The sequence below is a fragment of the Spiroplasma endosymbiont of Othius punctulatus genome (assembly GCF_964019505.1).
Taxonomy (GTDB): domain Bacteria; phylum Bacillota_I; class Bacilli_A; order Mycoplasmatales; family Mycoplasmataceae; genus TIUS-1.
The window spans coordinates 656,729-681,548 of sequence record NZ_OZ026449.1 but is presented as its reverse complement, the minus strand read 5'-3'; the positions used below and the strand labels follow the sequence as shown (position 1 = coordinate 681,548).

At 29.7% G+C, this 24,820-nt stretch carries 28 protein-coding genes, 2 tRNA genes and 1 riboswitch; of the genes, 27 read left to right on the top strand and 3 right to left on the bottom strand.

All coding sequences use genetic code 4. From position 1 onward, the window contains the following. Window positions 1–72: 72 nt before the first annotated feature. The 12 genes from AACL07_RS03225 (at window position 73) to AACL07_RS03170 (ending at window position 12,044) form a co-directional block, all read left to right on the top strand. Entirely contained in the window at window positions 73–2,805 is a 2,733-nt protein-coding gene (locus tag AACL07_RS03225) for a glucose PTS transporter subunit IIA (protein ID WP_338983254.1), read from the top strand. 53 nt (window positions 2,806–2,858) lie between these two features. Further along, window positions 2,859–3,662: an HAD-IIB family hydrolase gene (locus AACL07_RS03220; RefSeq protein ID WP_338983252.1), complete on the top strand. Its 804-nt coding sequence runs from the start codon at window positions 2,859–2,861 to the stop codon at window positions 3,660–3,662. Window positions 3,663–3,729: 67 nt separating this feature from the next. Then, on the top strand, window positions 3,730–4,215 hold the full coding sequence (locus AACL07_RS03215) for a hypothetical protein (RefSeq protein ID WP_338983250.1): 486 nt from the start codon (window positions 3,730–3,732) through the stop codon (window positions 4,213–4,215). 2 nt (window positions 4,216–4,217) lie between these two features. After that, window positions 4,218–4,481, top strand: coding sequence for a hypothetical protein (locus AACL07_RS03210; protein ID WP_338983248.1), 264 nt, complete (start codon window positions 4,218–4,220; stop codon window positions 4,479–4,481). A 68-nt stretch (window positions 4,482–4,549) separates the two neighbouring features. Further along, a complete protein-coding gene (locus AACL07_RS03205; RefSeq protein WP_338983246.1) occupies window positions 4,550–4,951 on the top strand; it encodes a hypothetical protein in 402 nt (133 codons plus the stop codon). 62 nt (window positions 4,952–5,013) lie between these two features. Then, entirely contained in the window at window positions 5,014–5,166 is a 153-nt protein-coding gene (locus tag AACL07_RS03200; protein ID WP_338983244.1) for a hypothetical protein, read from the top strand. 61 nt (window positions 5,167–5,227) lie between these two features. Beyond that, window positions 5,228–5,389, top strand: a riboswitch (cobalamin riboswitch). Between the two features lie 105 nt (window positions 5,390–5,494). Beyond that, the gene (locus AACL07_RS03195) at window positions 5,495–6,019 is read left to right on the top strand and encodes a hypothetical protein (RefSeq protein WP_338983242.1); all 525 of its coding nucleotides are present in this window, start codon (window positions 5,495–5,497) and stop codon (window positions 6,017–6,019) included. A 20-nt stretch (window positions 6,020–6,039) separates the two neighbouring features. Continuing rightward, window positions 6,040–7,113, top strand: coding sequence for a hypothetical protein (locus tag AACL07_RS03190; protein ID WP_338983240.1), 1,074 nt, complete (start codon window positions 6,040–6,042; stop codon window positions 7,111–7,113). A 2-nt stretch (window positions 7,114–7,115) separates the two neighbouring features. Next, window positions 7,116–7,559, top strand: a complete 444-nt coding sequence (locus AACL07_RS03185) for a hypothetical protein (protein ID WP_338983238.1) — start codon at window positions 7,116–7,118, stop codon at window positions 7,557–7,559. Between the two features lie 9 nt (window positions 7,560–7,568). After that, the gene (locus tag AACL07_RS03180) at window positions 7,569–8,297 is read left to right on the top strand and encodes an ABC transporter ATP-binding protein (RefSeq protein ID WP_338983236.1); all 729 of its coding nucleotides are present in this window, start codon (window positions 7,569–7,571) and stop codon (window positions 8,295–8,297) included. Further along, window positions 8,272–9,951, top strand: coding sequence for a hypothetical protein (locus AACL07_RS03175; RefSeq protein WP_338983235.1), 1,680 nt, complete (start codon window positions 8,272–8,274; stop codon window positions 9,949–9,951). Before AACL07_RS03180 ends, AACL07_RS03175 begins: the two co-directional genes overlap by 26 nt. 122 nt (window positions 9,952–10,073) lie before the next feature. Next, window positions 10,074–12,044 carry a PTS transporter subunit EIIC gene (locus AACL07_RS03170; RefSeq protein ID WP_338983233.1) on the top strand — a complete coding sequence of 657 codons (1,971 nt, stop codon included), beginning with the start codon at window positions 10,074–10,076 and terminating at the stop codon, window positions 12,042–12,044. A gap of 43 nt (window positions 12,045–12,087) precedes the next feature. On the opposite strand, the gene AACL07_RS03165 is transcribed toward AACL07_RS03170, so the two are convergent. Continuing rightward, window positions 12,088–12,777 (bottom strand): TrkA family potassium uptake protein, encoded by a 690-nt coding sequence (locus AACL07_RS03165; protein ID WP_338983231.1) that lies wholly within the window; start codon window positions 12,775–12,777, stop codon window positions 12,088–12,090. Between the two features lie 86 nt (window positions 12,778–12,863). On the opposite strand from AACL07_RS03165, the gene AACL07_RS03160 reads away from it, so the two are divergent. The 9 genes from AACL07_RS03160 (at window position 12,864) to AACL07_RS03120 (ending at window position 18,567) form a co-directional block, all read left to right on the top strand. Beyond that, window positions 12,864–14,552: a TrkH family potassium uptake protein gene (locus AACL07_RS03160; protein ID WP_338983229.1), complete on the top strand. Its 1,689-nt coding sequence runs from the start codon at window positions 12,864–12,866 to the stop codon at window positions 14,550–14,552. Between the two features lie 52 nt (window positions 14,553–14,604). Further along, window positions 14,605–15,735 (top strand): hypothetical protein, encoded by a 1,131-nt coding sequence (locus AACL07_RS03155; RefSeq protein WP_338983227.1) that lies wholly within the window; start codon window positions 14,605–14,607, stop codon window positions 15,733–15,735. After that, the gene (locus tag AACL07_RS03150; RefSeq protein WP_338983225.1) at window positions 15,713–16,345 is read left to right on the top strand and encodes a hypothetical protein; all 633 of its coding nucleotides are present in this window, start codon (window positions 15,713–15,715) and stop codon (window positions 16,343–16,345) included. The genes AACL07_RS03155 and AACL07_RS03150 overlap by 23 nt, the downstream gene beginning before the upstream one ends. A gap of 162 nt (window positions 16,346–16,507) precedes the next feature. Continuing rightward, a complete protein-coding gene (locus AACL07_RS03145; protein ID WP_338983223.1) occupies window positions 16,508–16,855 on the top strand; it encodes a PTS transporter subunit EIIB in 348 nt (115 codons plus the stop codon). Window positions 16,856–16,998: 143 nt separating this feature from the next. Further along, a complete protein-coding gene (locus AACL07_RS03140) occupies window positions 16,999–17,223 on the top strand; it encodes a phosphopantetheine-binding protein (RefSeq protein WP_338983221.1) in 225 nt (74 codons plus the stop codon). After that, on the top strand, window positions 17,223–17,657 hold the full coding sequence (locus AACL07_RS03135; protein WP_338983219.1) for a Fur family transcriptional regulator: 435 nt from the start codon (window positions 17,223–17,225) through the stop codon (window positions 17,655–17,657). The genes AACL07_RS03140 and AACL07_RS03135 overlap by 1 nt, the downstream gene beginning before the upstream one ends. A gap of 43 nt (window positions 17,658–17,700) precedes the next feature. After that, window positions 17,701–17,775: transfer RNA gene (locus tag AACL07_RS03130), tRNA-Trp, on the top strand. Between the two features lie 42 nt (window positions 17,776–17,817). Continuing rightward, a tRNA-Trp gene (locus tag AACL07_RS03125) sits at window positions 17,818–17,892 on the top strand. Between the two features lie 48 nt (window positions 17,893–17,940). Then, the gene (locus tag AACL07_RS03120) at window positions 17,941–18,567 is read left to right on the top strand and encodes a nitroreductase family protein (protein WP_338983218.1); all 627 of its coding nucleotides are present in this window, start codon (window positions 17,941–17,943) and stop codon (window positions 18,565–18,567) included. Between the two features lie 42 nt (window positions 18,568–18,609). Here AACL07_RS03120 and AACL07_RS03115 read toward each other — a convergent pair whose 3' ends face one another. Together AACL07_RS03115 and AACL07_RS03110 are read right to left on the bottom strand one after the other, a co-directional pair. Next, window positions 18,610–19,458 (bottom strand): DegV family protein, encoded by an 849-nt coding sequence (locus AACL07_RS03115; protein ID WP_338983217.1) that lies wholly within the window; start codon window positions 19,456–19,458, stop codon window positions 18,610–18,612. Continuing rightward, window positions 19,458–20,303 (bottom strand): DegV family protein, encoded by an 846-nt coding sequence (locus AACL07_RS03110; protein ID WP_338983215.1) that lies wholly within the window; start codon window positions 20,301–20,303, stop codon window positions 19,458–19,460. Before AACL07_RS03110 ends, AACL07_RS03115 begins: the two co-directional genes overlap by 1 nt. Before the next feature lie 56 nt (window positions 20,304–20,359). Between AACL07_RS03110 and ytpR the strand changes: the two genes are divergently transcribed. The 6 genes from ytpR to tyrS all read left to right on the top strand — a co-directional run bounded on the left by ytpR (window position 20,360) and on the right by tyrS (window position 24,813). Continuing rightward, the gene (ytpR, locus tag AACL07_RS03105) at window positions 20,360–20,926 is read left to right on the top strand and encodes a YtpR family tRNA-binding protein (protein ID WP_338983213.1); all 567 of its coding nucleotides are present in this window, start codon (window positions 20,360–20,362) and stop codon (window positions 20,924–20,926) included. Between the two features lies 1 nt (window position 20,927). Further along, on the top strand, window positions 20,928–21,974 hold the full coding sequence (locus tag AACL07_RS03100; RefSeq protein ID WP_338983211.1) for a nicotinate phosphoribosyltransferase: 1,047 nt from the start codon (window positions 20,928–20,930) through the stop codon (window positions 21,972–21,974). Window positions 21,975–21,987: 13 nt separating this feature from the next. Continuing rightward, on the top strand, window positions 21,988–22,677 hold the full coding sequence (locus AACL07_RS03095; protein WP_338983209.1) for a hypothetical protein: 690 nt from the start codon (window positions 21,988–21,990) through the stop codon (window positions 22,675–22,677). A 65-nt stretch (window positions 22,678–22,742) separates the two neighbouring features. After that, a complete protein-coding gene (locus AACL07_RS03090; protein ID WP_338983207.1) occupies window positions 22,743–23,075 on the top strand; it encodes a hypothetical protein in 333 nt (110 codons plus the stop codon). A gap of 8 nt (window positions 23,076–23,083) precedes the next feature. Further along, on the top strand, window positions 23,084–23,578 hold the full coding sequence (locus tag AACL07_RS03085) for a hypothetical protein (protein ID WP_338983205.1): 495 nt from the start codon (window positions 23,084–23,086) through the stop codon (window positions 23,576–23,578). Beyond that, entirely contained in the window at window positions 23,578–24,813 is a 1,236-nt protein-coding gene (gene tyrS, locus AACL07_RS03080; RefSeq protein WP_338983204.1) for a tyrosine--tRNA ligase, read from the top strand. Before AACL07_RS03085 ends, tyrS begins: the two co-directional genes overlap by 1 nt. The last annotated feature ends 7 nt before the right edge of the window (window positions 24,814–24,820 follow it).

Below are 24,820 nucleotides of genomic sequence, written 5' to 3'. Positions count from 1 at the left end.
AGTGCTTTTCATATGCTTTCCAAAACCCATATATATTGATGTATTAAATATAATGAAAGTGGAGGTAGAGTTATGAAAATAAAAGTATATGCACCAGTTAATGGAACTGTTGAACCAATTTCAAAGTTAAATGACGGTGTGTTTTCCGAGAAGATGCTAGGTGATGGATTTTACATTGAAGCTACAGAGGGTACATTTTTTTCACCAATTGAAAAAGGTAAGATTGCTTTAATTACAGATACAAAGCATGCTTATTTTTTTGAAGAAGAAAATGGATTTAATGTCTTAATGCATATTGGACTAGATACTGTTAATTTAATGGGTAAACCATTTAAAACATTGGTAACCGAAAATGAAGTCGTGTCAACAAAAACTAAAATTGTTGAAGTTGACTTGGAAAAAATTAAAGTTGCAGGACTAAAACAGTCATGTCCAATCACATTAGATACTCAGGGACGAGGATTTAAGTTTACTATGTTGAAAACAGGTAAAGTCCAACAAGGTGACCTTGTTGGTGAGTTTGAAGCAATTGAAACGCGTGTAGAAAGTGATAATATTGATGACCTAGAGCAATTCTTTTCAGCGGATAATATTTATAAAGAATCTGCGATAAAGATCAACAAGTTAGTTGGTGGTCAATCAAATTACTCAGATGTTTACAACTGTATGACACGTTTGAGATTTAATGTTTTAGATAAAACAAAAGTAAATTTAGAAGAAATAGAAAAGGTAAAAATCGTAAAAGGTACAGTTTGAGGTGGTAATCAATTGATGGTTATCATTGGCCAAGATGTGTTTAAAGTAACTCCAGAAGTTATTGAAGACAATAAAAAACAAAATACTAATGTAGGGGAATTCAATGCCGATGGATTATCATTCTTAGAAAAGAAACCATGGTACACAAAGTTTTTCCAAATGTTTATCACAATAATGGGTCCATTAATTCCGGCGCTTATTGGTACAGGTTTATTACAAGCGTTAGTTGGTGTTCTAACATACGCTGGTGTAATGCCAAACTTGGGTGGAGCAAACTCTAACCCGGCCAATACTGATGTTGCTGTTTATTGAGTAATATTGAATGCTGCGGCGAGATCTCCACAACTATTTTTGGGTATATTGATTGGTTATAATGCATCAAAATACTTTAAATTAAATATGGTTGTAGGGGTTGCAATATCAATCATATTATCATCACCACTTATGTTTGGTACAGGTGGTGCAACTGGTATGGGTCAAAATTGATACCTATTCAAAGGAGGCGAATTGAATACTGGAATACCAGTAATTGATGGTTGAATTGAAATGCAAGTACCAAACGGAGAGGGCGGATTTGTCCCTATGCATGTTGAGGTTACGCCTCCACTAAATAGTTTAGCAATCGGCCCAAAAAATGTTCAAATATTTGTAATAATAGCAACAATTTGAGCAGCTAAAAAAGTTGATAATTGAGTTGCGAGTTGAATGCCAGCCCCACTAGAATTATCATTTAGATGATTAATAGTGATCACCGCAGCAGTTATTATCGGATTCTTACCATTTGGAATAATATGATTCTATATTGAAAAAATTCTAGGAATATTATTCTACTTTGTTTCTTTAATCCCATTTGGATTAGGTATAGGAATATTTGTTGGGGTATGAGGAATTGCCGTTGTTCTTGGATTACACTACGCTATGGCAATCATTATGATTACAGATGGTTTCATTAATGGTGGATACGGGACATTCGCAATAGCTGGACAAATTGCGGTAATATCACAATTAGGAGCGCTGATTGGGGTAGGTATTGTAACAAAAAATGCAGAATTAAGAAGAACAGTTGTGTCACTAATACCGGCAGGTATATTCGGGATAACTGAACCAATTCTATATCAAGTTAACTTACCAAAAAAACGCCCATTATTTGCAGGTGCAGTTGCAGCATTTATTGGAGGTTCAATAGCTGGTGCCATGGGTGTTACAAAGCGTGTTGGATCTGGAATGGGAATATTTGAATACATTGGGTTCTTTGCGGATAGTCCTTTGAGTCATAATCCTGAACAACTAGACCCAATACTAAATGGTTCTCTGTTTGTTCTCTCATCATTGGTTGCGTTTGGATTGGCAATTGTGTTTACAATGATTGTTTATAAAGAACGAAACACAGAAAAGGTACAAATAAAATCACTACATAATCAAATCACAAAGATTTTATTATTAAGAAACTTAATTACAAAAGAAGAATCAAAAACATTACTTGAAAAATTGAATGCAAACGCAGACTCAATTACAAAAGAAGATGTTAAACGTATAAAAGAAATTGAAAAAAAATATCAAAAATACTTTAAATTAATAAGTGAACAAAATCAGATTGAAGAAAGCAAATTAAAATTAAAAGATAAAGTTGTTGCATCAGGAAAAATTCAATTAAATAAAAACAATAAAGAAGCTGCAAAAAAACTTTATGACAATTACAAAATTGAAGAAGATAAATATGACAAATTAATCAATGACTTGTCATCTAAAATAAAAAATACAAATTTAAAAGATCAGTGATTCGATGAGTTTATTGAAAAAAATATTAGATTATGGTCAGGAGCTATTAATGAAATTAGAGAAGTAAAACAAATTAATGACTTTGAAAAAATCACAGGTAACTACAAAAAAATATTTAATGATTTAAAAATTGAATATAAATTAATGGAAAATAATTTCGATTCTGTAGATATTAGTAAGCAAATAAAAAAACAAAAACAAATAATTTCAATAGAAAAGATAAAAGCGAAAATTGATAAAAAAAATAAATCAAACTTACAAAGTGCATAGTTTTAGAGATGTTTAAATGCAAGAAGGATTAAACATAAAAGAATAAGGAAAATATGAAGTGACTATTTACAGACTTTGATAACACGGTCGAAATACCAGCAGACCACGAAACTACGGAAAAGAACTTTGAGTTTCTAAAAAAATGAAACGAAGCAGGAAACAGAGTAGTGTTTGCGTCTGGTAGACCAGTTGAGATGCTAGAAAAATCATCAAAAGATGCTGGTCTAGAATCTGAATACTTTATCTCAAATAACGGTGCATATACATATGACAAGCACCTAAAAAAACTAGATCAGGTTTTTATATCAAGTGAGCATAGATCAGATATGTTAAAAATATTAAATGATGAAGCCGCAAAAGGTGCTTGTATAATTTATATTCTACCCAATGGAAGACAAGGATATAGTTATATAGATATAAAAAATTATCCATATGGTGGATTTGAAAAAGTTAAGGACTTTTTCTTTCCCAACGGAATAAATGAGCAAAATAAAGAAAAAGATATTTTAGAAAATAAAGAATTATTATCGATATATTTTTTAGGTAATTTAGAATTTGATTTTGAAGGTGTTGCTAAAAAATTTGATGGTTTTAAAAACATAAGAGCAATCAGGACTGCACCAGTAATATTAGAAATTGTCCCATACAATGTGAGCAAGGCTAGAGGAATTGAAATAATTTCAAAACTACATAACATTGATACAAAAGATATATACACATCTGGAGATGGTGACAACGATAAAGAAATGTTAGAAAATTATGATAATTCATATGCGATGAATCACGGTACGGACGTAGCTAAAAAATCAGCAAAAAATATAATCACTCATTTATATGACTTAGAAAAATTTAAATAATATTAAAGGGCTAGATAAAACTAGTCTTTTAATTTAGTTGTTATAATAAAAGAAAACAGGAGACTTTATGGCGTTACCGATTTGAGCTTTGATAATTATAATAATACTCACAGTATTGGGGATTGGATTAAGTATATGAGGGTTCTTTTCTGCGTTTAAACTAAATAGTTCTTCTAAAGATGCTCGTGAAAAAAATATAAATGGCGTTGTTAGATCAAAAAGAATTACACAAAAAAATATCAACACCTTTAAAGATGTTTGTGGTGTTGTTGGTTTTTTCATAAATACTCCTGGAGATGATTTCTTTAAACCAATATTTATTGATACAACAACTGATGCACAACAATGAGTTAGTGAGATCAATAATGAAATTACTGAAAACAATACGCAACTATCAAAACAAATAAATACTTGATTAAAAGAAAAAGAAATTAATTTAAATAAAATTAATTTCATACTTATAATAAAAACAAACAACATAGAAGAAGCCATTGAACAAGAGATTGAATTGTTAGATGAGTTAAACTTAAATAAAAGAATGTTTGAGAGGTAATTGTGAATTTAATTAGAAAAGTTGAAAATACTGATCCAAGTTTATTTTGGGTATGAATCGCCATAATGATTATTGGTTTAATTCTTGGAGTTGTATTTGGATGACTAACATGACACATAAAACAAAAAGCTAGAGGGTTTCAAAAAACAAATAGAGAATCAAATACAATTTGAGAGTTTACAAAAAAGAACTTCCCAATGTTTGTTTCTTGTTTTGGTTTAGTAATGTTTATTACAGGTTTAATGTTTGCTATACAAACTACATAAAAAGTGTTCACAAAATTAAGTGAATGCTTTTTTTATTTTGTGACGTTATAGATAGTGGATGGTAAATTATGGAAAGCAAATTTAAAATAAATATAAACATAACAAACTTAGAAGACGACATAGACAATGTCGATATAAAGATGGAATCAGATATATTTGAAAAATATATCTACTTGAGAGATCAATTAATCAATGATAAAATATATCCAGATGAAATTGACTTAATTCTTATGAAGGTAAATCATAACATTGAATTAAAAAGTCAATTAACAACTTTGTTTAAGGGGATATATTTCGACGTGAGTAAATGTGATATTGCAGTTGCAAAAGCTGTTAAACCATTATTAGAAAAATTAAAAGTTCAACAAAACGAAGCTGATGAAAGAGTTGCTGAGCAAAAACAAATAAATGAACAATTACAAAAACAGGTGGCGTTCTTAATGAAAAACACAAATTTAGGAAATGATTAGTAAATCATAACATTGAATTAAAAAGTCAATTAACAACTTTGTTTAAGGGGATATATTTCGACGTGAGTAAATGTGATATTGCAGTTGCAAAAGCTGTTAAACCATTATTGGAAAAATTAAGGTTACAAGAATCAGAGTCAGAAAAAAGATTTGTTGAAATGCAAAAACAAATTGAATTTTTGATGAAGGATGCAAAATTAATTGAAAGTAAATAATTAAAAAATAAGAATCTATATTTATATCAATTTCATATTGGTGTGCTAATATAAACACATAATAAAAAATAAACTATTGAGTGCCAGGGAATCAAGAAATCTTGAACTGTACCAGCAACTGTGATGTGGATTGTCTAACTATTATTCCATTGGATTTTAATCTGAGAAGGAAGTTAGATATATGAAACTAAGTCAGTATACCGGCTCATATGTTTGAACGATATTCTTTTCTGGTTAAAAAGAGTCTGGTTATTGAAAGACGATTTTGATACCAAACAAACCATGATTAATATCATGGTTTTTTATTTGAAAATAGGCAGGTCAGATAATGAGAGTTGGTTACAAAAGTACAATAAATCTAACTACAATTGCGTGTTATTCAGCAATGGTTTTTGCCATGCAATGAGCATTATATTTTTTGCCAAATGTTGAACTAGTTACTTTAATGATTTCTTTTTCGGTTATATTATTTCCGTTTTGAATGAGTGCTAGTGTGTGCGTTGCATTCACAATGTTAGATGTACTTATATATGGTTTCATGCCGTGAGTGATCTTGTATCTAATTGTGTGACCACTATTGTGTTTGACAACGTTCCTATTAAAAAAAATAATTGAAAAACAATGATTGGTATTTGTTTTGATAAACACAATATTTGGTTTGTTGTTTGGATCAGTTGATACATTAATATTTTATTTTTTATATGGATTTAACAATGAAGCAACATTAGTTTATTGAATTAAATCAATTCCATTTGATTTAATTCACGGAGCATCAAACTTTTTGATTGCACTAACATTATACAAACCATTGAGTTCTCTCAAAACAAAATTGAGATCTCATTATGAATTTTAGATAAATGGGATGAGGTTAATATGAAAAAATTAATATCTATTTTAAGCTCATTCGTACTTGTGTTATCTGGGCCAATAGCTTTGGTTTCTTGCTTTCCAAATGAAATTGAAGTTTATTATAGTTCAATGAGTTATGAGTACTTAACACCAAAACAAACCGAACAACAGATTCCTGTTATCAAAAAAAGAATTGAGTCATTTGAAAATCGGTACATGAAATCAAACATAACAGATAACTTGTATTTGGGTTTAACTAAAAGTGAGTTTGAAAATATTGAAGTTGATGATGAATTAAATGGAAGGCAAAAAGAATTACTGATCGATTCTTTATCTGCGAACTTAAGAATATATAAAATTATTGATTCAAACTCAAGATTTAATTCGGAATTATTTGATACAAGATGGGTTGAAATTGATGAAACAAACAACAGATTTAAAGTTGATATTCTATTCAATGAAAATCAATTTGTAATAATGTCTGGTGAATTTTTTGAAGAAGACGGAGATGCAATTAGTGAAATTAATGAAGTTACATTTTCACAAATTGCAGATCTTGCAAAAGAAGATAACAAAATTATAACTTCATCAATTGGTGCGTTTTGAGGAGTTGATTTTATTGGTGACAAATATTCAAAAACAGAACAAGAAAATTTATGACTTGAAGGTGGTAAATATGAAAATTATGAATTTCAACCCAAACAAACAATGACTTGAAAAGGTGAACAAAAAATGAATATAGATCAGCTAAAACACACAATGACTGATTACATAAGTTCAAGACTTAGAATGTCTGGAGTTATTCAATCAAACCTTGAAATTAAATATGAACAATTGGATTTTAATATAAATGATTTTATTGGAGCATCAACAGAATTTAAGTGTAAGACTGATGCACCAGGTTGTGAAAATAAATATAACTTAACAAACGTAAAAAATTTCGATGATGAATATTATTATTTTTCAGAAGATTCAGATTTTGGTGCAACTACATTAATTCAAATAAATATACCAACAATTTGATACAAGGGAAACCCAGACGTAACAATACAACAAGGAGGATCTATATTCCAATCTCATTTGGAATATAGATGATAAAGATGAAACAAAAAACAATTATCTATATAGTGACTGTAATCGCCACATTATTTTTTATAGCAACAGTTATATTGGGTTTTAAGCTAATTAACTTTAAAGACTCAGTGCAAAACTCAGGCGAAGATAGCGTAGTAGTTCTTACTACAATAAATGAATCAAAACCAGAAGACGAACCTAAAATATTTGAACCAACATATAATGTTGCTGGTTTAAGTTTGTACTCTGTCATAAGTAAAAATAAAGAATTTAAAGTTGAATCAAATGGATTGATCACAGCAATTGGTGACATTACAAATGATGAAAAACATAGTTGAATGATATATTCAACAACTAACCCAAATTGCAAAAGCAACACAATAGTGCCGAACCAATGTATGCTTGGTGCAAATGAATTATATCTAAGCAACGTTAATGAATTCACATTTAGATATCAAGCACTTAAATAATGTAGATGTATGTTAAAAATAAATAACTTAAATAAGTCTTATAAAAAGAAAAAAGCTTTGGTCGGAATAAATATCGAAATTGAAAAAGGTTCATTTGTTGGACTTGTTGGAAACAATGGGGCAGGTAAAACAACTTTAATAAAAAGTATATTTGGCGAAACAAATATTGAAAGTGGGGAAATATTATTCAACAAAGAAGATGTAAATAAAAATGGAAATATATCTAAAATTTCATTCTTCCCAGATTCTAATAGTCTGAAATTAAATATTAAATTAATTGATTATCTAAATTACATAGCTGTACTAAATGAAGTTGAAGATAGAGAAAACAAAATAAAAAAAATAATTAAGTTTTTAAAACTAGATCCGCACTCTAACAAAGAATTAAGCAAGTTATCAGCAGGTTGAAAAAAGCGAGCAATCATGGCGTCATGTTTAATAACTTCACCAGAGATGATTATTTTTGATGAACCCACAGCTAATCTAGATCTCGATTCAAAAATTGAATTTTTAGAAATAATTAAATACCTAAACACCATCGGAGTAACAATTGTAATTACATCTCACATTATCGAAGAGTTACAAGGAACAATCGATCATTTAATAATTCTAAGAGAAGGTGTTGTTATTTATAATCAGTCCTTTGACAAGGACAATGAAATTATAAAAGAAATATATTCAAACCTAAACAAACACGAGGAAACCGATTTCAATGAGTTACAAAATTTATTTAAATAAAAACTTACATATACTTGGACAATGTGCAAAATCGGTTTTAAAGAATTACTTTTTTTTAGCTACTCTGGTGTTGTTTATTTTAGGAACAATTACATATTGTGTAATACTTGATTCATATAGAAATTTAAACTTTAATGATTATTTATCAAAATCAAAAACACTACATCAAATTTATTTTATTGTTGACTTTGTATTTATATTCTTAATCAATCTAGCATTAATAAATATATTATTTAGCCAACATATTAAAAGTGGATTATATTCAATTGAAAAAAGATCAGGAGTTAAAATTAGGGAAATATTCCTAGTGAGATTAATGCTTGTTTTCATTCTATCTTTTTTCATTCTAACGTTATTAATGTTATTAAAGTTGTTGGCACTTATTTCTGTAAGTGTGGATAGAACTTATATTACAGTTGATAAGGTTATGTTTTCGTATTTGGCAAATATAATTTTTTCACTATTAATAATAAACATGTTAATAATTTGTATATTTTTATTTAATAGAGTTATTGCAATTGTAGTTACTATTATATTTATTTCCTTAAATGTAATATCTCCTTTCATATTTAATATTAGCTATGTTGGTTCGATTGCAAATACGCAAAGTTTATTAAATCTACGCGATAGAGTTTCTACAAACGTCAAATTGAATATTGGTAAAAGGTTTTCTGATTTTGTTTCAGAAAATGAAGAATACGTATTTCTAGTTGATGAATATGATGAACTAAATGTTACTCGTGATAATCCAACTGAACAAAAAGTATGAGAGTTATATGAAAGAATATTTTATTTTGGTGATATCAAAAATGAAGAGGTAGTTTCTAAAATAGATTCAAACTTAAAAATAATTGAAATGATAAATGCAATTAGTGGTGAATACAAATATAAAAATGAATCAAAGACTTGTAGTTGAAATCAGTTGATGTTTAATAAACCAAATAATCAATTTTGTGATCCTGCTTCATTTTTAAAAAAAGCAGTCAAATCAAATATATCTAATGGTAAGTATAATAAGTTATTTAATTACTTTATAAATGAGTTTGATAATTTTTTCATAATGAATGAAATGGTTAATTCAACATCGTGAAAATCAATTCATTTAACTGGGACAATTTTTGAATATGGTTTATTTGACAAAGGTGGAGAAGTTAATATCAATTCATTTCAAAAAGATTATGTTGACCCTGGAGAAGTAACGTTCTATTGATTGTTATTTCAAACTCTAAGATATTCTATTACTTTAGATTCAGAACAAATAAGAACATTATATAAACCACAACCTAACTTTACTAATTACACTGTATTCAATGTATTTAATTATTTACCTTATATATATAATGGAAGTTCAATTAATAACAAAATATTCGATGACATATATGCAGTTAATGGAATAAGTTTTGTACAAGCTCCAAAGCATAGTTACAAAACAACAATAAACGATGACTTTAAAAAATACTCATCTAACTCAGGTAAATCAAGTGATATTAGATTTGCACAAAATAGGGTATCAAAAAACGAACTAAGTACAATTGGTCTTGGTTCATACAATACAACAATGAACTATGCACTGATTACATCATTGTATTCATTAGTGGTTATATCGTTTAGTTATGTAAGTTACGTAGCATATAAAAGAGTTTGAAATGACTAGTAAAAATATATATAAATATATATAAATATTCTTGGAAAAAATTATTGCTATTTTGTTGAATTTAAAATATTATAAGAGTATCGCATATTGATTTATGCGAATGAAAAATATAGGAGAAATATATGAACAAACCAACATGAAGTGGGTTTAGTACTGGGTTCAAAGCAAAGTCAAAAGCTTTTGGACGCGGTGTTATGCCAACTCTATCCAAGTTGTCAAAAGCGTTTCTACTACCTATAGCATTACTACCAATCGCAGGGGTATTCCTTGGGGTTGGGGCAGCAATTGCTAACCAAGGTGTAGGACCGGGAGTATCTGAAGGTATTTACAATACACCAGACTTTGTTTGATACTTAGGAACATTTATGAATAAAATCGGTGACGTTTGTTTTGGAAACTTACCAATCTTATTCTGTATCTCTGTTGCTTTAGCTTATTCTAAAGATTCAGGGATTGCAGCTATTACAGCTGTTGTAGGATTCTTAGTTATGAATGGAGCTCAAGCAGCTTTAATTCAACCAAACTGAGAAATGGTTAATGGAGTTAAAACAGCTGTTTTAGGTTCAGACGGTCAACAATCATTTTCATTATTATGATATGGTTCAATCAACAGTGGATTGATCACTAATAACTTAGGAGTTCAATCACTAAACACAGGAGTATTTGCGGGTATTTTTGTTGGAGCTATTGCAGCAGCAGCATACAATAAATTCCATACAATTCAATTACCATCAGCAATATCATTCTTCTCAGGTACAAAATTTGTTCCAATTGCAACTTTCGTATTTGTATTACCATTAGCATTTGTCTTTATGTTCATATGACCAGTAATTGGTTTAGGTCTTGCAGCATTAGGTGAATTATCAGGTAAAGCGCCAATGGGTGTATCTTCACTTGTGTTTGAAATGATTGAAAGATCATTAGTACCATTTGGACTACACCACGTGTTCTACGCACCACTATGATGAACATCAGCAGGTGGATCAATCGCTGGAACATTGAATGCAGCTAACGACGCGTTTGTAAATGGTGCCAATGGTGGTATTTACAATGGTCTAACTGTAGATCAATGAACATCAAAAGCAATGGACTTTACAGGTACTGAGTTTACTTGAACTCAATTCTTTGAAGCAGTTCAACAAGCTGATGGTGGAAACCTATGAGCAAAAATGGGTGATCAATATATGATGGCAGCCGTTATTTCAAACTTAGATAACGCCAATGGAATCAACTTTGAATCATTTGAGTTATTAGGTTTAAACATGGGACAATACCAATCAGGTAAATTCGGGTTTATGATGCTTGGATTACCAATGGCTGGTGTAGCTATGTGATTAAACGTACCTAAAGAAAACAGAAAAAATGTTATGGGAATTTACTTCTCAGCTGCATTTACATGTTTCTTAACAGGTATTACAGAACCATTAGAATATACATTCTTATTCTTAGCACCATGATTATTCTATGGTGTACATATGCCATTAGCAGCTATTTCATTCGGATTAACAGGATTAATGGGAACACACGTTTCTATGACTGTATCTGGTGGATTCATTGACTACATCGTGTTTGGATTAGTTCCGTTCTTCGCTGGAGCAATGGACGCAATGTCAGCATTTGGTGTATTGATGGTAACTGCCGCAATGGGACCAATTTACTTCTTCGCATTCTACTTTGCAGTAAAACATGGAAAAGTAATGGTACCAGGTCGTGATGGTGGAGCTGATGCTCAACTAGCAACTAAAGCAGATTACAAAGCAGCCAAAGAAACAAAAAACGAAGACGGATCAGAAATGTCAACAAAAGACACAAAAGAAGAAGCTCGTGTAGAAAAAGCTAGAAAAATTATCGAATTCTTAGGTGGAGAAGAAAATATCATTGACGTTGACGCATGTGCATCACGTTTAAGATTAACTCTAAAAGACAACTCTTTATTTAATAAAGAAGGAGTAATGTCATTAGGTGGTTCAACTGGGGCTCTTGTAAGAGGAACTCAAACTGTTCAAATCGTATACGGTGGAGAACAAGAAGCCATTAAGCCAAGAATGCTTAAAATTTTAGAAGAACAAAGATCAAATAAAAAAGAAGCTTAGTTCTAAATACAAATAAAAATATTCTCTTTACGAGAATATTTTTTTATTGTGCAACTCCACAAATTTTTAAAACTAAGTCATTAATGATTGTATTTTTTGAGAAGATGTAAAGTACATCTTTTTCTTTTAAAACCGTATATTCATCTGGAAGTATAATTTTCCCATCACGTCTAATTTGTACGATTGTAAATTCTTTGTTAGATGCTAAGTTATTATCTTGAATCGTTTTATCAAAGTTAAGCTCTTCTAATAGATCTAATTTAACAAAGATATATTCATCATCGATTGATTGAACATCAACGTCAATATCAAACAATGATTTTGTAGCAATTAATTTACCTGATATTTCATTTGGAATAATGATTTGTGTTTCTTTTAAGCCTAGAGCTAATAACATACGTTTGTGTTTGTCGTCAGTTGTTTGAACCAAGAAGTTTGTAATTCCAAGGTCAATTAAGTTTAATACGATAGTAAGTGATGAGTTGATATTAGAACCAATACAAACAATAACACTATCGAATTGATCAACTCCGTTTTTTTCTAATGTACGTTTAATTGTACAGTCTGCAATAATACCTTGAACGAATTCAAATTCATCAATGTATAAGTTTAATTTTTCTTCATTAATATCAAATAAGTTAACCAATTGTTTCTTCTTATCAAGTTCACGTGCAATTGAAATACCAAGATTATTGGCACCAATGATCGCAAACGTCTTTTTCTTTTTAGCCATTTTTCTTAGATCCTTATAAACTTATATAATTATACAATAATGTCTATAAGTTGTATAATCTAATTAATGTAAAAAAGGAGGTAACCATGAAAACGAATAATAGTTCTGACGATATTACTTCAAAAAAACTAGATGAAACCAGTATTTCTGAAGAAGTAAAAGGTCTCCGCGATAAAAGCAAACGTGCTAAAAAAGAAGTAAGAAATAAACAAAAAGCAGAATCTAAAAAGTGAGAAAAGGAAATGACCTTCTTTACTAAAATAAAAAAGATGATGCCGTTTTCTAAGGTTATTGGAAAAATTATATTTATTTATTTAGTTGCCGTTTTAATTGCGGGGTTCTTATTGATGATTCCTGGTATTGTTTCAAAAAAAGGTAGTGATTATAATTGAGACTTTATATCTGGAATATTTCAAGCTTCCTCAGCACTTTCAGATACAGGTATTGTTACAGCTCCGGTTTGATCAACTTATACTTTCTGGGGTCAACTAATTTTAGCTATGCTAGCTCAACTTGGTGGTATTGGTGTTCTAACGATTAAAATCACATTATTGATTATGTTGAATAGAAAAATATCTGTTAATGACCAAATCACAGCTCAAACAGAACGTGGAGGAATTGCATTAGCAAATACAACTGAAATGATTAAAGATGCATTCGTGTTTTTAATTATTGTTGAAATTATTGGATCATTTATGTTGTTCTTTGGTTTTTACTTTATTGAAGTACCACCAGAGGCTTTATACCAATTAGATGATGCAGGTAACATTATTCCAAACACAGCAATGGGTAGTTCTCCATATAGAAACTTTGAACAATCATTATGATTTTCAATTTTCCATTCAGTGAGTGCAGTTAATAATGCTGGGATTGATATCTTTTCAGATAATTCATTACAAGGTTACAACACACCATATGGTTATTCAATTCAAACTGTATTTTTAATGCAATGAGTTATTGGTGGTTTAGGTTACCCTACATATCACGATATTAAGAAAAAAATAAGAGCTATGAAAACAGGTGAACACGTTCAATTCTCATTATTTACAAAATTAAACTTTACCGTTTATACAACGTTATTCTTTGTAGGTCCAATGTTTGTTTATTTCAGTGAACTTGCAGCGGGTAGTTCTTCAGAAATTTTATATTCAAGTATTGGTGGAAAAAGAGAGGGTGTTATATGACATAAAGCGTTCTTTGATATATTCTTCAATGTAAGTGCATCTCGAAATGCCGGGTTCACCACTGTAGACATTGGTAATATGAATGATGGATCTAGAATGATAATTTCTGCACTTATGTTTATTGGTTCTGCGCCGTCATCTACAGCTGGAGGAATTCGAACAACAACCTTTGGTATTTTATTAATTCTCTGTTGATCAGTTATTAGAAACAACAAATCAGTTTCTGCCTTTTCAAAAACAATCCCACAAGATACAGTAATTAAATCAGTCGCAGTATTTGTGGTTTCTATAATTATGAGTTTATCTGTTGTAATGGTTGTTTATGGAGATAGTTATAGTCAACTTTCAATTAATGGAGAACCACCAGAATTAACTAATGTGTTTGTTCTAGTGTTCTCCGCCTTTGGAACCGTCGGGTTCTCCCCATACAACACAGGGATAATTACTTCATTTGGAGTGTTGTCTAAACTTGCACTAATTACTACGATGTTTATTGGACAATTAGGTGTATCAAATACATTACTTGCATTTGTAAAATCAGGTACAAAAGAAAGATACAAATATCTAGAACAAGATATTATGATCGGTTAAAAAAATCCTTAGGGGTTTTTTTTATTTTGTGACGTTATAGATAGTGGAGGTAATGATGAATTACGAACACAAAATAAAATTAGAAAATGAAAACAAAGATATAACCAAATCTTTAAAGGTAGTTTCAAACGATAAGAAACTAGTATTTGGAGTTATGTATGTTAATTATGTATATAACAACAACGAAGCAGATGCACATTACAAAGTATTTGTAAAACCTGCAATCAACAGAGAAGCTGAAAGTTTCAAAAAATATACATTTCAATTTACATATGACAACTTCAAAACAACAATAATGAACGGAGGTACACCAAATTTTTTATTTGATAAACCAACTCCGTTCACTGCACTCAAAATTCCATATGACAAAGTGGTAGACAATAAAATAGATATTGGTGTAAGAACCACAATTGAAGATAAAAATTACATTGCATTTGCATCAATTGATTTAACACCAATATATGAAGGGGACAACTTTTCAAACTTTGTTTATGGTGATAGACCAAAAATGATAAAAGAAGATACTCTAGATACGGTAGTTGTGCGATCTTCTTTAGCAAAAAATAAAATCACAATGACTCAAAAAAACATAGATGAAAAAGGATACTCACCTGAATTTACGTTTCATAACGAAATAAAATACGTACCACCAATACATGGTCAACATGATGATGTTGCTTGAAACACAATCATTGAACCTGTAAAGTCAGCCACTGAAGCACTTGGAAGTGGGGCTATCTTAAATAAGGACAAGTTAAATGTCACTATTGATTCTGATGAAGATAAATTCGAAGAAAAATTTGATGATGTATTGAAATTTAATGTTGTACAAAAAGGTAAAGACACAATCTTTAAATCAAATTTTTCAACGAGATATGATGATGAAAAAGGAAAGGTAATTAATGATGAACTGAATGGAAAAAAATATATTGTAAAAAACCCAAAAGCAAAAATGAATTCATCAATCAAATACAACATACAAATTGGTACTATAAATTATTCAGCAATAGCTGGGATTAAGTACGATAGTGAGCTAGAAACCATGTTGATAAGCAAAGCAACAGGAGTTTTAAATGAAGAGGTTAAATACGTTTGAAATAGAGCAGAAGTGAGCAATTTAGATTTCAAAGATGATAGAAAAATGAAGGATGTAATAGAAAATGCCAAAAAAGAAATCACTTAAAAAGATTAGTTGGATCATTATGATTTCATTGCCTGCCATTTATATACCATCAATAATTGCATATAAGACAATAAACTATTTGAACTCTGGAGTTGAAGTAGTTTTAGATGAAGAAATTCCATTAATTGAAGAACCAGTTGAAGGTCCAATAAATATAAATGACTATCTTGGTTATGTTGATGTTGGACCCATTCAATCAATTGAAACAAAGAGTATTATTGAAAGAATTAATCTAATCAAAAATCTAAATTTTGATTACACAGAGTTCAATACTAGAATAATTGACAATAATGTTATGGAGTTAACTGTTAATGAAGCGTCAACAAAATATCTACAAAGTGAAATGGTATTAGTTGAGTATGTATTAAAAAAAGATACAGAAGTTGAGTTTGGAGTATCTGAAACAAAAATAGTTTTTTCACTATTTGAAAAAACAAACATAGTGAAGTTTAATGGAACAAATGCTCATATTGATAAGCAAGTATTTGAAAATATTTTTAGTAGAAAGTTTTTAAAACTTTCACCCCTAAATGAAGAAATCGAATTAATTTTTTCATATGATCAACCCGATAGACCAAAAAATGTAAAAGCTACATATACTGGAATATAAAAAAACTTTGTATGATCTTATTCAATAAAAAATAATTAATTTTTATGACCTAAATTAATCATTGCATAAAATTTTATTCAAAACACTTGCATTTAATTTTAATAGTTCTAAAATATAAATAGCTTTCAAATATTGAAGGCTCAGACATAAGGAATTGTGAAAATGGCACTAAATACATTAACAAAAGCTGAAATAAAAGCAGCTAAAAAAGTAGAAAAACAAAATATTAAAGATCAAAAAATGGCAGCTAAAGCCCTAAAAGCAGATAGATACACAATCATGGCACAAGCAGTAATGGATGCAATCGGAATTGACAATCTTGTTTCAATTGATAATTGTGCAACACGTTTGAGATTGATATTGATTGACAATAAAAAAATAGATACAATGGCAATCAAAATGGCAAAAACATACGGAATCAAACAACTTGGAGATGAAGCTCTACAAATAGTAGTTGGTTCAGATGTTGAACATGTTGCAAATGCAATGAAAAAAATTAAAAACGTTTAATAAGTCTTTTGAAGACTTATTTTTTTTGATTAAGTAGTAGTGTTTAATAACACATTTGTTATGAATTATAACATTCTCAACTAGTGTACTAATTGACCTTACTCTATATCAAAAAAATAGTATAATTTATATGTGAGGTTAATATGAACTATTTTGAAGAAATAAAAAAAGGACTAATTGCAAAAGGCGCAAAAGGTAGTATAACAAAAGATTCCGACTTAAGAAGTGTTGGTATCGATTCATTGGATTTAATGGATAGTGTTATTGAATTGGAAACAAAACTAAATATTCAGTTTTCAGATGAAACATTAATGGCAATCAAAACCGTAAATGATATAGTTGTTGCAGTTGAAGAATTGGTTAAGTAATGAATTCAACCGAAAAATACGATTTTTATATTAGTAGGTTAAAAGAATTAAAAATAAAATTAACAGACTTAAGAATTAACATTATCAAAATAATATCAAACACAAAACACTTCACAACAAATGAACTTATAGAGATGTTAAAGAAAGACGACAGCACAATTAGTGTTATGTCGGTCTACAATAACATTGATCTTTTCTTAGAAAACCACTTACTGTATGCAAATACATTTAATGGGAAGTATATAATTTATGAAGCAATAAAACCCCACTTAATTCACATAAAATGTGACGAGTGTCTAAGTGTTATTGATGTTGATAACAAACAAGAAAATGTTGAACTTATGAAAGTATTTGAAGTTATCGGTAAAAAATCTAAAGTCGATGTGAATCACTTTAAGATTGAATTGCATGGAATATGCGATAAATGTAAGTAAAAAAATATGCCATTTTGTAATACAATTACAAAAGGCAAATTATAGGGGTATAGTTCAATGGCAGAACATCGGTCTTCAAAACCGAGTGTTATCGGTTCGAGTCCGGTTACCCCTGCCACAAGAAGCGAAAACCACCTTAAAGGTGGTTTTATTATTAAATAGGAGTGTAGTTCAATGGTAGAACATTAGTCTCCAAAACTAAGTGTTGTGGGTTCGATTCCTATCACTCCTGCCAAATTGAAAATTAAACATATAAACATTTATATATGAAATAGGAGACATAATGAAAAATAACAATTTCAAAGATATTATATTAAATCGTCAATCAATAAAAGAATATGACAAAACAGTAAAAATCAAACATGATGAATTAAATGAAATGTTGGAATTGGCAATGTCAGCTCCATCAGCTGTTAATTTCCAACCATGAAGATTTCTAGTGATAGATAGTGAAGAGGGTAAAGAAAAATTATCAAAGTTTGTGCAATTCAATACAGTACAATGCGCAACGTCATCAGCAATGATTTTGGTAATGGCTGATAAAGAATATTACAATCTTGGTGAAGAAATATATAGCAAAGATGTTGAACTTGGGTATATGCCACAAGAAATAAAAGATCAAATTTTAAAACCAAGAGTTGATCAATATAAAAATTTTGAACCTCAAAAAGCATTACACAGTGTTGCGCTAGAGTGTGGTCTGGTATCAATGCAATTTATGTTAGTTGCTAGATCATATGGGTATGATACAAACCCGATGTCAGGTTTTGACGGTGAAGATATTTTAAAAGCATTTGATATTGATGGTAAAAGATTTTTACCAGCACTTATGATTTCTATCGGTAAAAAAGTAAAAGAAGGAAATAAAACATCAAGATTTGGTGCAAAAGAATTCGTTCAATATAAATAATCTATAAAAAAAGAATCAGGAAGACCGATTCTTTTTTTATTTTTATTTAGGAATAAACATTAAACAAAACATATTCACACCACCGTGGCATGCAAATACAGTTGGTAATTTTTCTTCTGTAAATTCAATTTTGTTTTTATTTAATGTATCTACAATTGTAGATTTCATTATTGGTTTTAACATTGATGAACAAACAAAAACTACTTTTTTATTTGCGATCAACTTTAGCTTGTTACCATATTTCAACATATTTTCAACAGCTGCATCAACTTTACGTGACATACCAATTTTCTTTGGAGTAGTAGTTCAGTGTGCTGCTATTTTTGTATTTAGTGCTGCAAGAATAGAAACCATCATTCCACCACCACGGCCTGATTTAGCAAGTCTTTTGATATCACCTGGAACGAAAGCTAAATAAGATTTTGCACCTCAGTCATTAATTCATTTTTGAATATCTGCAACTTCAGCTAATTCGTTGTTTTTTAATTTTTCTTCTAAAGCAAAAGTTAAGTACTTCAACATGTTTCCGTCAGTTGCATGTTCTAATACTGAAACTCTACCAGCAATATCTTCATCTTTTGAAACTAAGAAAGCCGTTTTAATCATTCCTGATAATTTTTCAGAAATTGTTAAATGAATAATGTGATCATATTCTTGTAACATTTCTAAATAAACTTCTTTTAGTTTTCCTGGAGAAGCTAATGAAGTTGTAATTTCTTCATTGTTATCTATTAGTTCTAATACTTTGTATTTTTCAAAGTTTTCAGGAGTATCTTCAAACTCTATTGTTCTATTGTGTATAACAATTAGGGGTATAGATCTAATTGCTTTTCCAACTAGTTCTGATTCTAATATACCTGCAGAACTATCTACTAATATTCCATATTTCATTATATTGTCTCCTTAAGGTCGGGCATAAAAGCAAATGTATCCAGACCAATATGTGCTGATAAAACAAATGCAATATATACACTCATTCCAACTTCTATTCCAGCATCTTTCAATTCTGACATAATAAATTTTTCAGCATCTTTGTTTGTAAGTGAAGATCCAAAGTCAACTTTTTTAACTCCTTCACTTTTTAATTGTTCGATAGTAGAAATAACTGCTTTCTTTCAGGTTCTCGCTTTATCAAACTTATCAATTTTCCCGTTTCATTTAAGAATAGGACAAATTTTTAGTAGTTTTGCTAATAGTGCAACGGCAGGTGTAATTCTACCTCCGGCAACTAATCTCTTTAAATCTTGAACAACGATGTAACCTCTAATTGATTCACATTCTTTATCAAGACGTTCTGCGATTTCTTTACCACTTAATCCTTCATCGATTAATTGTTGTGCTCATTTGGCAACATAGTGTAATGCAAATGAGATTCCATTTGTACTAACAACGTGAACCTTACCATTGAAGTCTTTTGAAAGCATCTTCATTGTTTGATATTGTCCAGACAAACCACTTGATATTGGAAGACAAACCACTTCGTCGTATTCTTCTAATAGTTTTGTTCATAAATTGATAACAACACCTGGTGTTGATTGAGCTGTAAATAGCTTCGGATTTTTAGCTAATAATGTTTCAAATTCAGAAACAGTTAATGTCTCATCGTCATTATAATTTTTCCCATCTGGTGTTGAAATTATTAGTGGTACAAAATGAATATCTTCATTTTTATTAAAGTCCCTGAATGTTTGAATTCCACAAGCGGAGTCCAAAACAATTGCTATTTTCTTTTTCATATCTAGTTTCCTTTAAAATTGTAATAGTATTATTATATATAAAAAAGGCACACATAATGAATTGATTAATAACATACAACAAACACTTTAAAACAATATTAATCAAGACTTCAAACAAAGATGGTAACAAGATTTCACAAGAAGAAAATGTTACATTAGTCTATTTAGATGAAGAATTAGTTGCTATAAATATTTTAAATGTTTATTTAGATGACAAGGTGTCTAAAACAGAATTACAAAAAATTGCATTTGAAAAGATATCTCATTTAGTTGACGTTTCAAATGTAAATGTATCGCCACAATTTATTTGTGTAAAAGTAGTTGAATGCAATAAAATCCCAGATACTCACTTGAGTTTGTGCAAAGTAAACACCGGAACTGAAATAGTACAAGTTGTATGTGGTGCTGAAAATGTTAAAAAAGATATGAAAACAATTCTTGCTAAAGTTGGAAGCTGAATGCCAAATGGTTTGTATATTCAACAAAATAAATTACGCGGAAATGATTCTTTTGGAATGTTGTGTTCTGCAAGAGAATTAAATATTTTAGATAAATTTAATAGCACTGGAATTATCAAATTATCAAATTTAACTAAACTTGGTAAATCTGTGTGGGAGATATAAAATGAAATATAACATCGTAATTGATAAAAGAGTTTTGGACAATTATTATTGTTCTGATTATTTTGACAAGTCACAAAAAATAGCCAAAACTCTTAACTCAAACAAAGAAGTAACAATGCAATGATTTCAAAGAGGTGATAACACAACCGTAGCTGGACTTGAGTACATTTATGAAATCTTAAGACTTGCGAACTTACAAGACAAAATTAAAGTTGAATCTGTAAGTGATGGTGATGTTGTTAACTCAATGGAACCAGTTTTAAAAATAACAGGTAAGTACCAAGAGTTTGTCCATTTTGAAGGCCTATTTGATGGTATATTAGCACGTGCAACCACAGTTGCTACAAATACTAGAATAGTTAAAAAGGCAGCTGGTAATAAGGTTATTTTAAATATGAATGATCGTGGTGATTACTTTTTAAATCAACAACTTGATGGATATGCTTCATATGTTGGTGGTGTTGAATCATTAGTTACTCCAGCTTCAATTGAAGTTGTATCTGAAATGATAAAAAAAGTTAATGGTACATTACCACATTCTCTAATTGCATTTTTTGATGGAGATTTAATAGCTGCATTACATGAATATAAAAAACAATTTCCCAATAACAATCTAGTTGCGCTAGTTGATTTCAACAATGATGTAATTGGTGATTCACTAAAAGTTGCAAAAGAATTTGGTAAAGAATTATACGCAGTTAGAATTGATACTTCGGCCGCTCTTGTTGACAAATCACTACAAGAGCTAAAAGAAGTTGAAAATGAATTACATGGAGTAAATCCAACTCAAGTTAAGATGTTGAGAAAATCACTAGATGATAATGGATATAGTCACGTGAAAATAATTGTTTCTTCAGGATTTAACTTAACAAAAATAAAATACTTTGAAGAAAACAAAACACCTGTAGACATTTATGGTGTTGGAGAATTTATATTATCAAACAAAATAAATTTCACTGGAGATCTAGTTGTGGTTAATGGTGTTGAAATATCAAAAGTAGGCAGAAAAAACATAACTAATAGTAAGCTTAAAAAAATAAAATTATAAGCAAGGAGGTTGAATGTTCGGATTTAAGAAAAAAAACAAAAAAGAACCAGAAGTCCTAACTGAACACGAACAACAAGAGCGCAATGTTATTCGTGAAAGTAGTTATGAAGATGATTGAATGTTAAACATTAAACCCGTATTAGAAGGCGATGAAGAAGCAAACAAAGAGGTACAAAAATTCATTGAAGAAAATCAAGGAATTGCACCTGACCCTAGTGTTGCTGCTAATAGTGTGAAGGTTAATCCAGTAAATGACGGACCACTTTCGTCAATCATTCAAGGTGCTAAAAAAAGTAATGAAGCTAACATCGCAGAAATTATCGAAGGTAGTGATACACATAGAAAAATGGCACTAATTGAAAAGTATAGACGCGAAGGTGGTGAAGCGCCTGACGATATATATACTGATCTATCTAAATCAACATTTGGATCTGAGTATAAGAATCGTGCCAATAGTATTTCAAGCACATACAAACCAATGACAATTGAAGAACAACTTGAAAACAGACGTGCAATGAGTGAACAAAAAATTGACTCAGTAAAATTAAATGTTCCGAAACCAGAACAACAAGATGACATTGCGGCAGTTATTCAAAAACGTAAAGAATTAAGTCAACGTTATTTAGAAGAAAGAGTTCCACCTAAAGAAACTCCAGAAGAAGAAATATCAAGCATTGACAAAGAAAAAGAAACTATAGAATAGTTTCTTTTTTTATTTATACTCTTATTAGATACGCATATATATTATTAGTGTCTTCGGAGGTTTATATGAGTGAAAATTTAACTTTAGCTATTGGTATAGTTATGATCATATTTTTTGTTATTGGAATTATCGTTTTCATTTACACAGCATTTGTACTTAGAAAGTTTGGATCAGCTGCAAAAAAAGTTAATTACTTCTTTGAAGACTTAACATATAAATCAGAAATGCTAAACTCAACTGTTGAAGCGGTAAATAGAATTTCAAACTATATTGATCTATTTGATGCTTTTGCAAAACGTAATGTAAAAAGTTGAGCAAAAGTTGCAACACAAAATAAAGATATTGCATACAAGATTGTTGATAAACTGAGAGACTTTGCTAACTCAGCAAACGAGTAAGGTTTGAAATGTTCAAATTAGTTAAAATAATTGGTTGAATTGGAATTGGTATGTTATTAGCTCCAAAGAAAGGTCAAGACTTACGTGTTGACTTTGTTTCATATGTTTCAAAATTCAAACCACAACTTAAAAAGTTAATAAACTCAATCGATGAAGTTTGAGAAAAATCAAACGAAGAAAGACATGATGAACTAGCTGCAAAAGTAGATATTAAGATAAATGAGATTAGAGTTTTAGAAGAAGAATTAGATATTGTTAAAACAAAAGAACTAGCTTTTAAAATTATTCAAAAAATTGGAAAAGTATCTGCACAAATTGCAAGCGAAGTTTCTTCTTCAGATAATGTAAGACAAATAGCAAAAGATCTTGCTGGTGTTGCTGTTGATATAATTGAAAAAGCAGATTCAGCATACAACGAAGTTAAAAAGAAATCTGAAGTAATTGCAAATGATATTGCAGTTGAATCAGATCAAGAAAAAGCTAAGAGAGATGACAAACAATAATGGATATTCTAAAAGAGTTAAATGATCGTAAGATTGTTAAACAATTCACAAATGAAGAAAAAATTATAAACGCCCAAAAAAATAAAAAGGGCGTTTATTGTGGTTTTGACCCAACTGCAGATTCGCTACATATTGGGCATTTAATTCAAATTGTCAATCTTAAAAGATTTGCTGAATATGGTTTTAAACCAATACCAGTGATTGGTGGAGCAACTGGGATGATTGGAGACCCTTCATTTAAATCGGCTGAGCGTGTATTGCTAACTGATGCAGATGTTATTAAGAATAAAACAGCAATTTCAGCTCAGCTTAAAAAAATGTTAGGTAATGTTAAAATTGTTGACAACTTAGATTTTTATAAAGATATGAGCATCTTAGATTTCTTAAGAGATGTTGGTAAACACTTTAACTTATCTTATCTATTAGCAAAAGAAAACATTGCTTCTAGAATATCTAGTGGACTTTCAATTACAGAATTTACATATACTATGTTACAAGCTCACGACTTTAAAACATTGTATGAGAAACATGATTGTCATATTCAAATTGGTGGATCAGACCAATGAGGAAATATTACTAGTGGATTGGATTACATATCTGATTTTGATAAAGACCACAAAGCTGCAGGAATTACTTTCAATCTTCTTACAAAAAAAGATGGAAACAAATTTGGAAAAACAGAATCTGGAACTATTTGATTAGATGTAAATAAAACTAGTGAATATGAACTATACCAATTTTTCATTAATCAAGAAGATGATGAATGTGAAAACTTATTAATGTTTTTAACTACGCTTCCAGTTAGTGAAGTTAAAAACATAATGGCGGAACACAAAAAAGAACCATTCAAGAGAATTGCTCAAAAAAGATTGTCATATGAGGTTTTAACATTTGTGCATGGAAAGATTGGACTAGATAAAGCATTAAAAATAACTGATGCTTTATTTAAAGGAAATGTAAGTTCACTTGATAAAAGTGCACTTACTGGTTTTTTAAAAACAATGAACGAAATAGAAATTAAGAAGGTAAAAAATATTAACGAATTATTTATTTCATCTGGAGTATGTAGTTCTAATAGAGAATTTAGAGAACTACTTGAATCGGGATCATTATATGTAAATGATGAAAAAATAAATAACACAAATACAGAGATAACATCAAATATGTTTATATCTGAAAACACCATTTTAATTAAAAAAGGAAAGAAAAAGTACTACCTAATTAAAATGACATAGGAGTGTC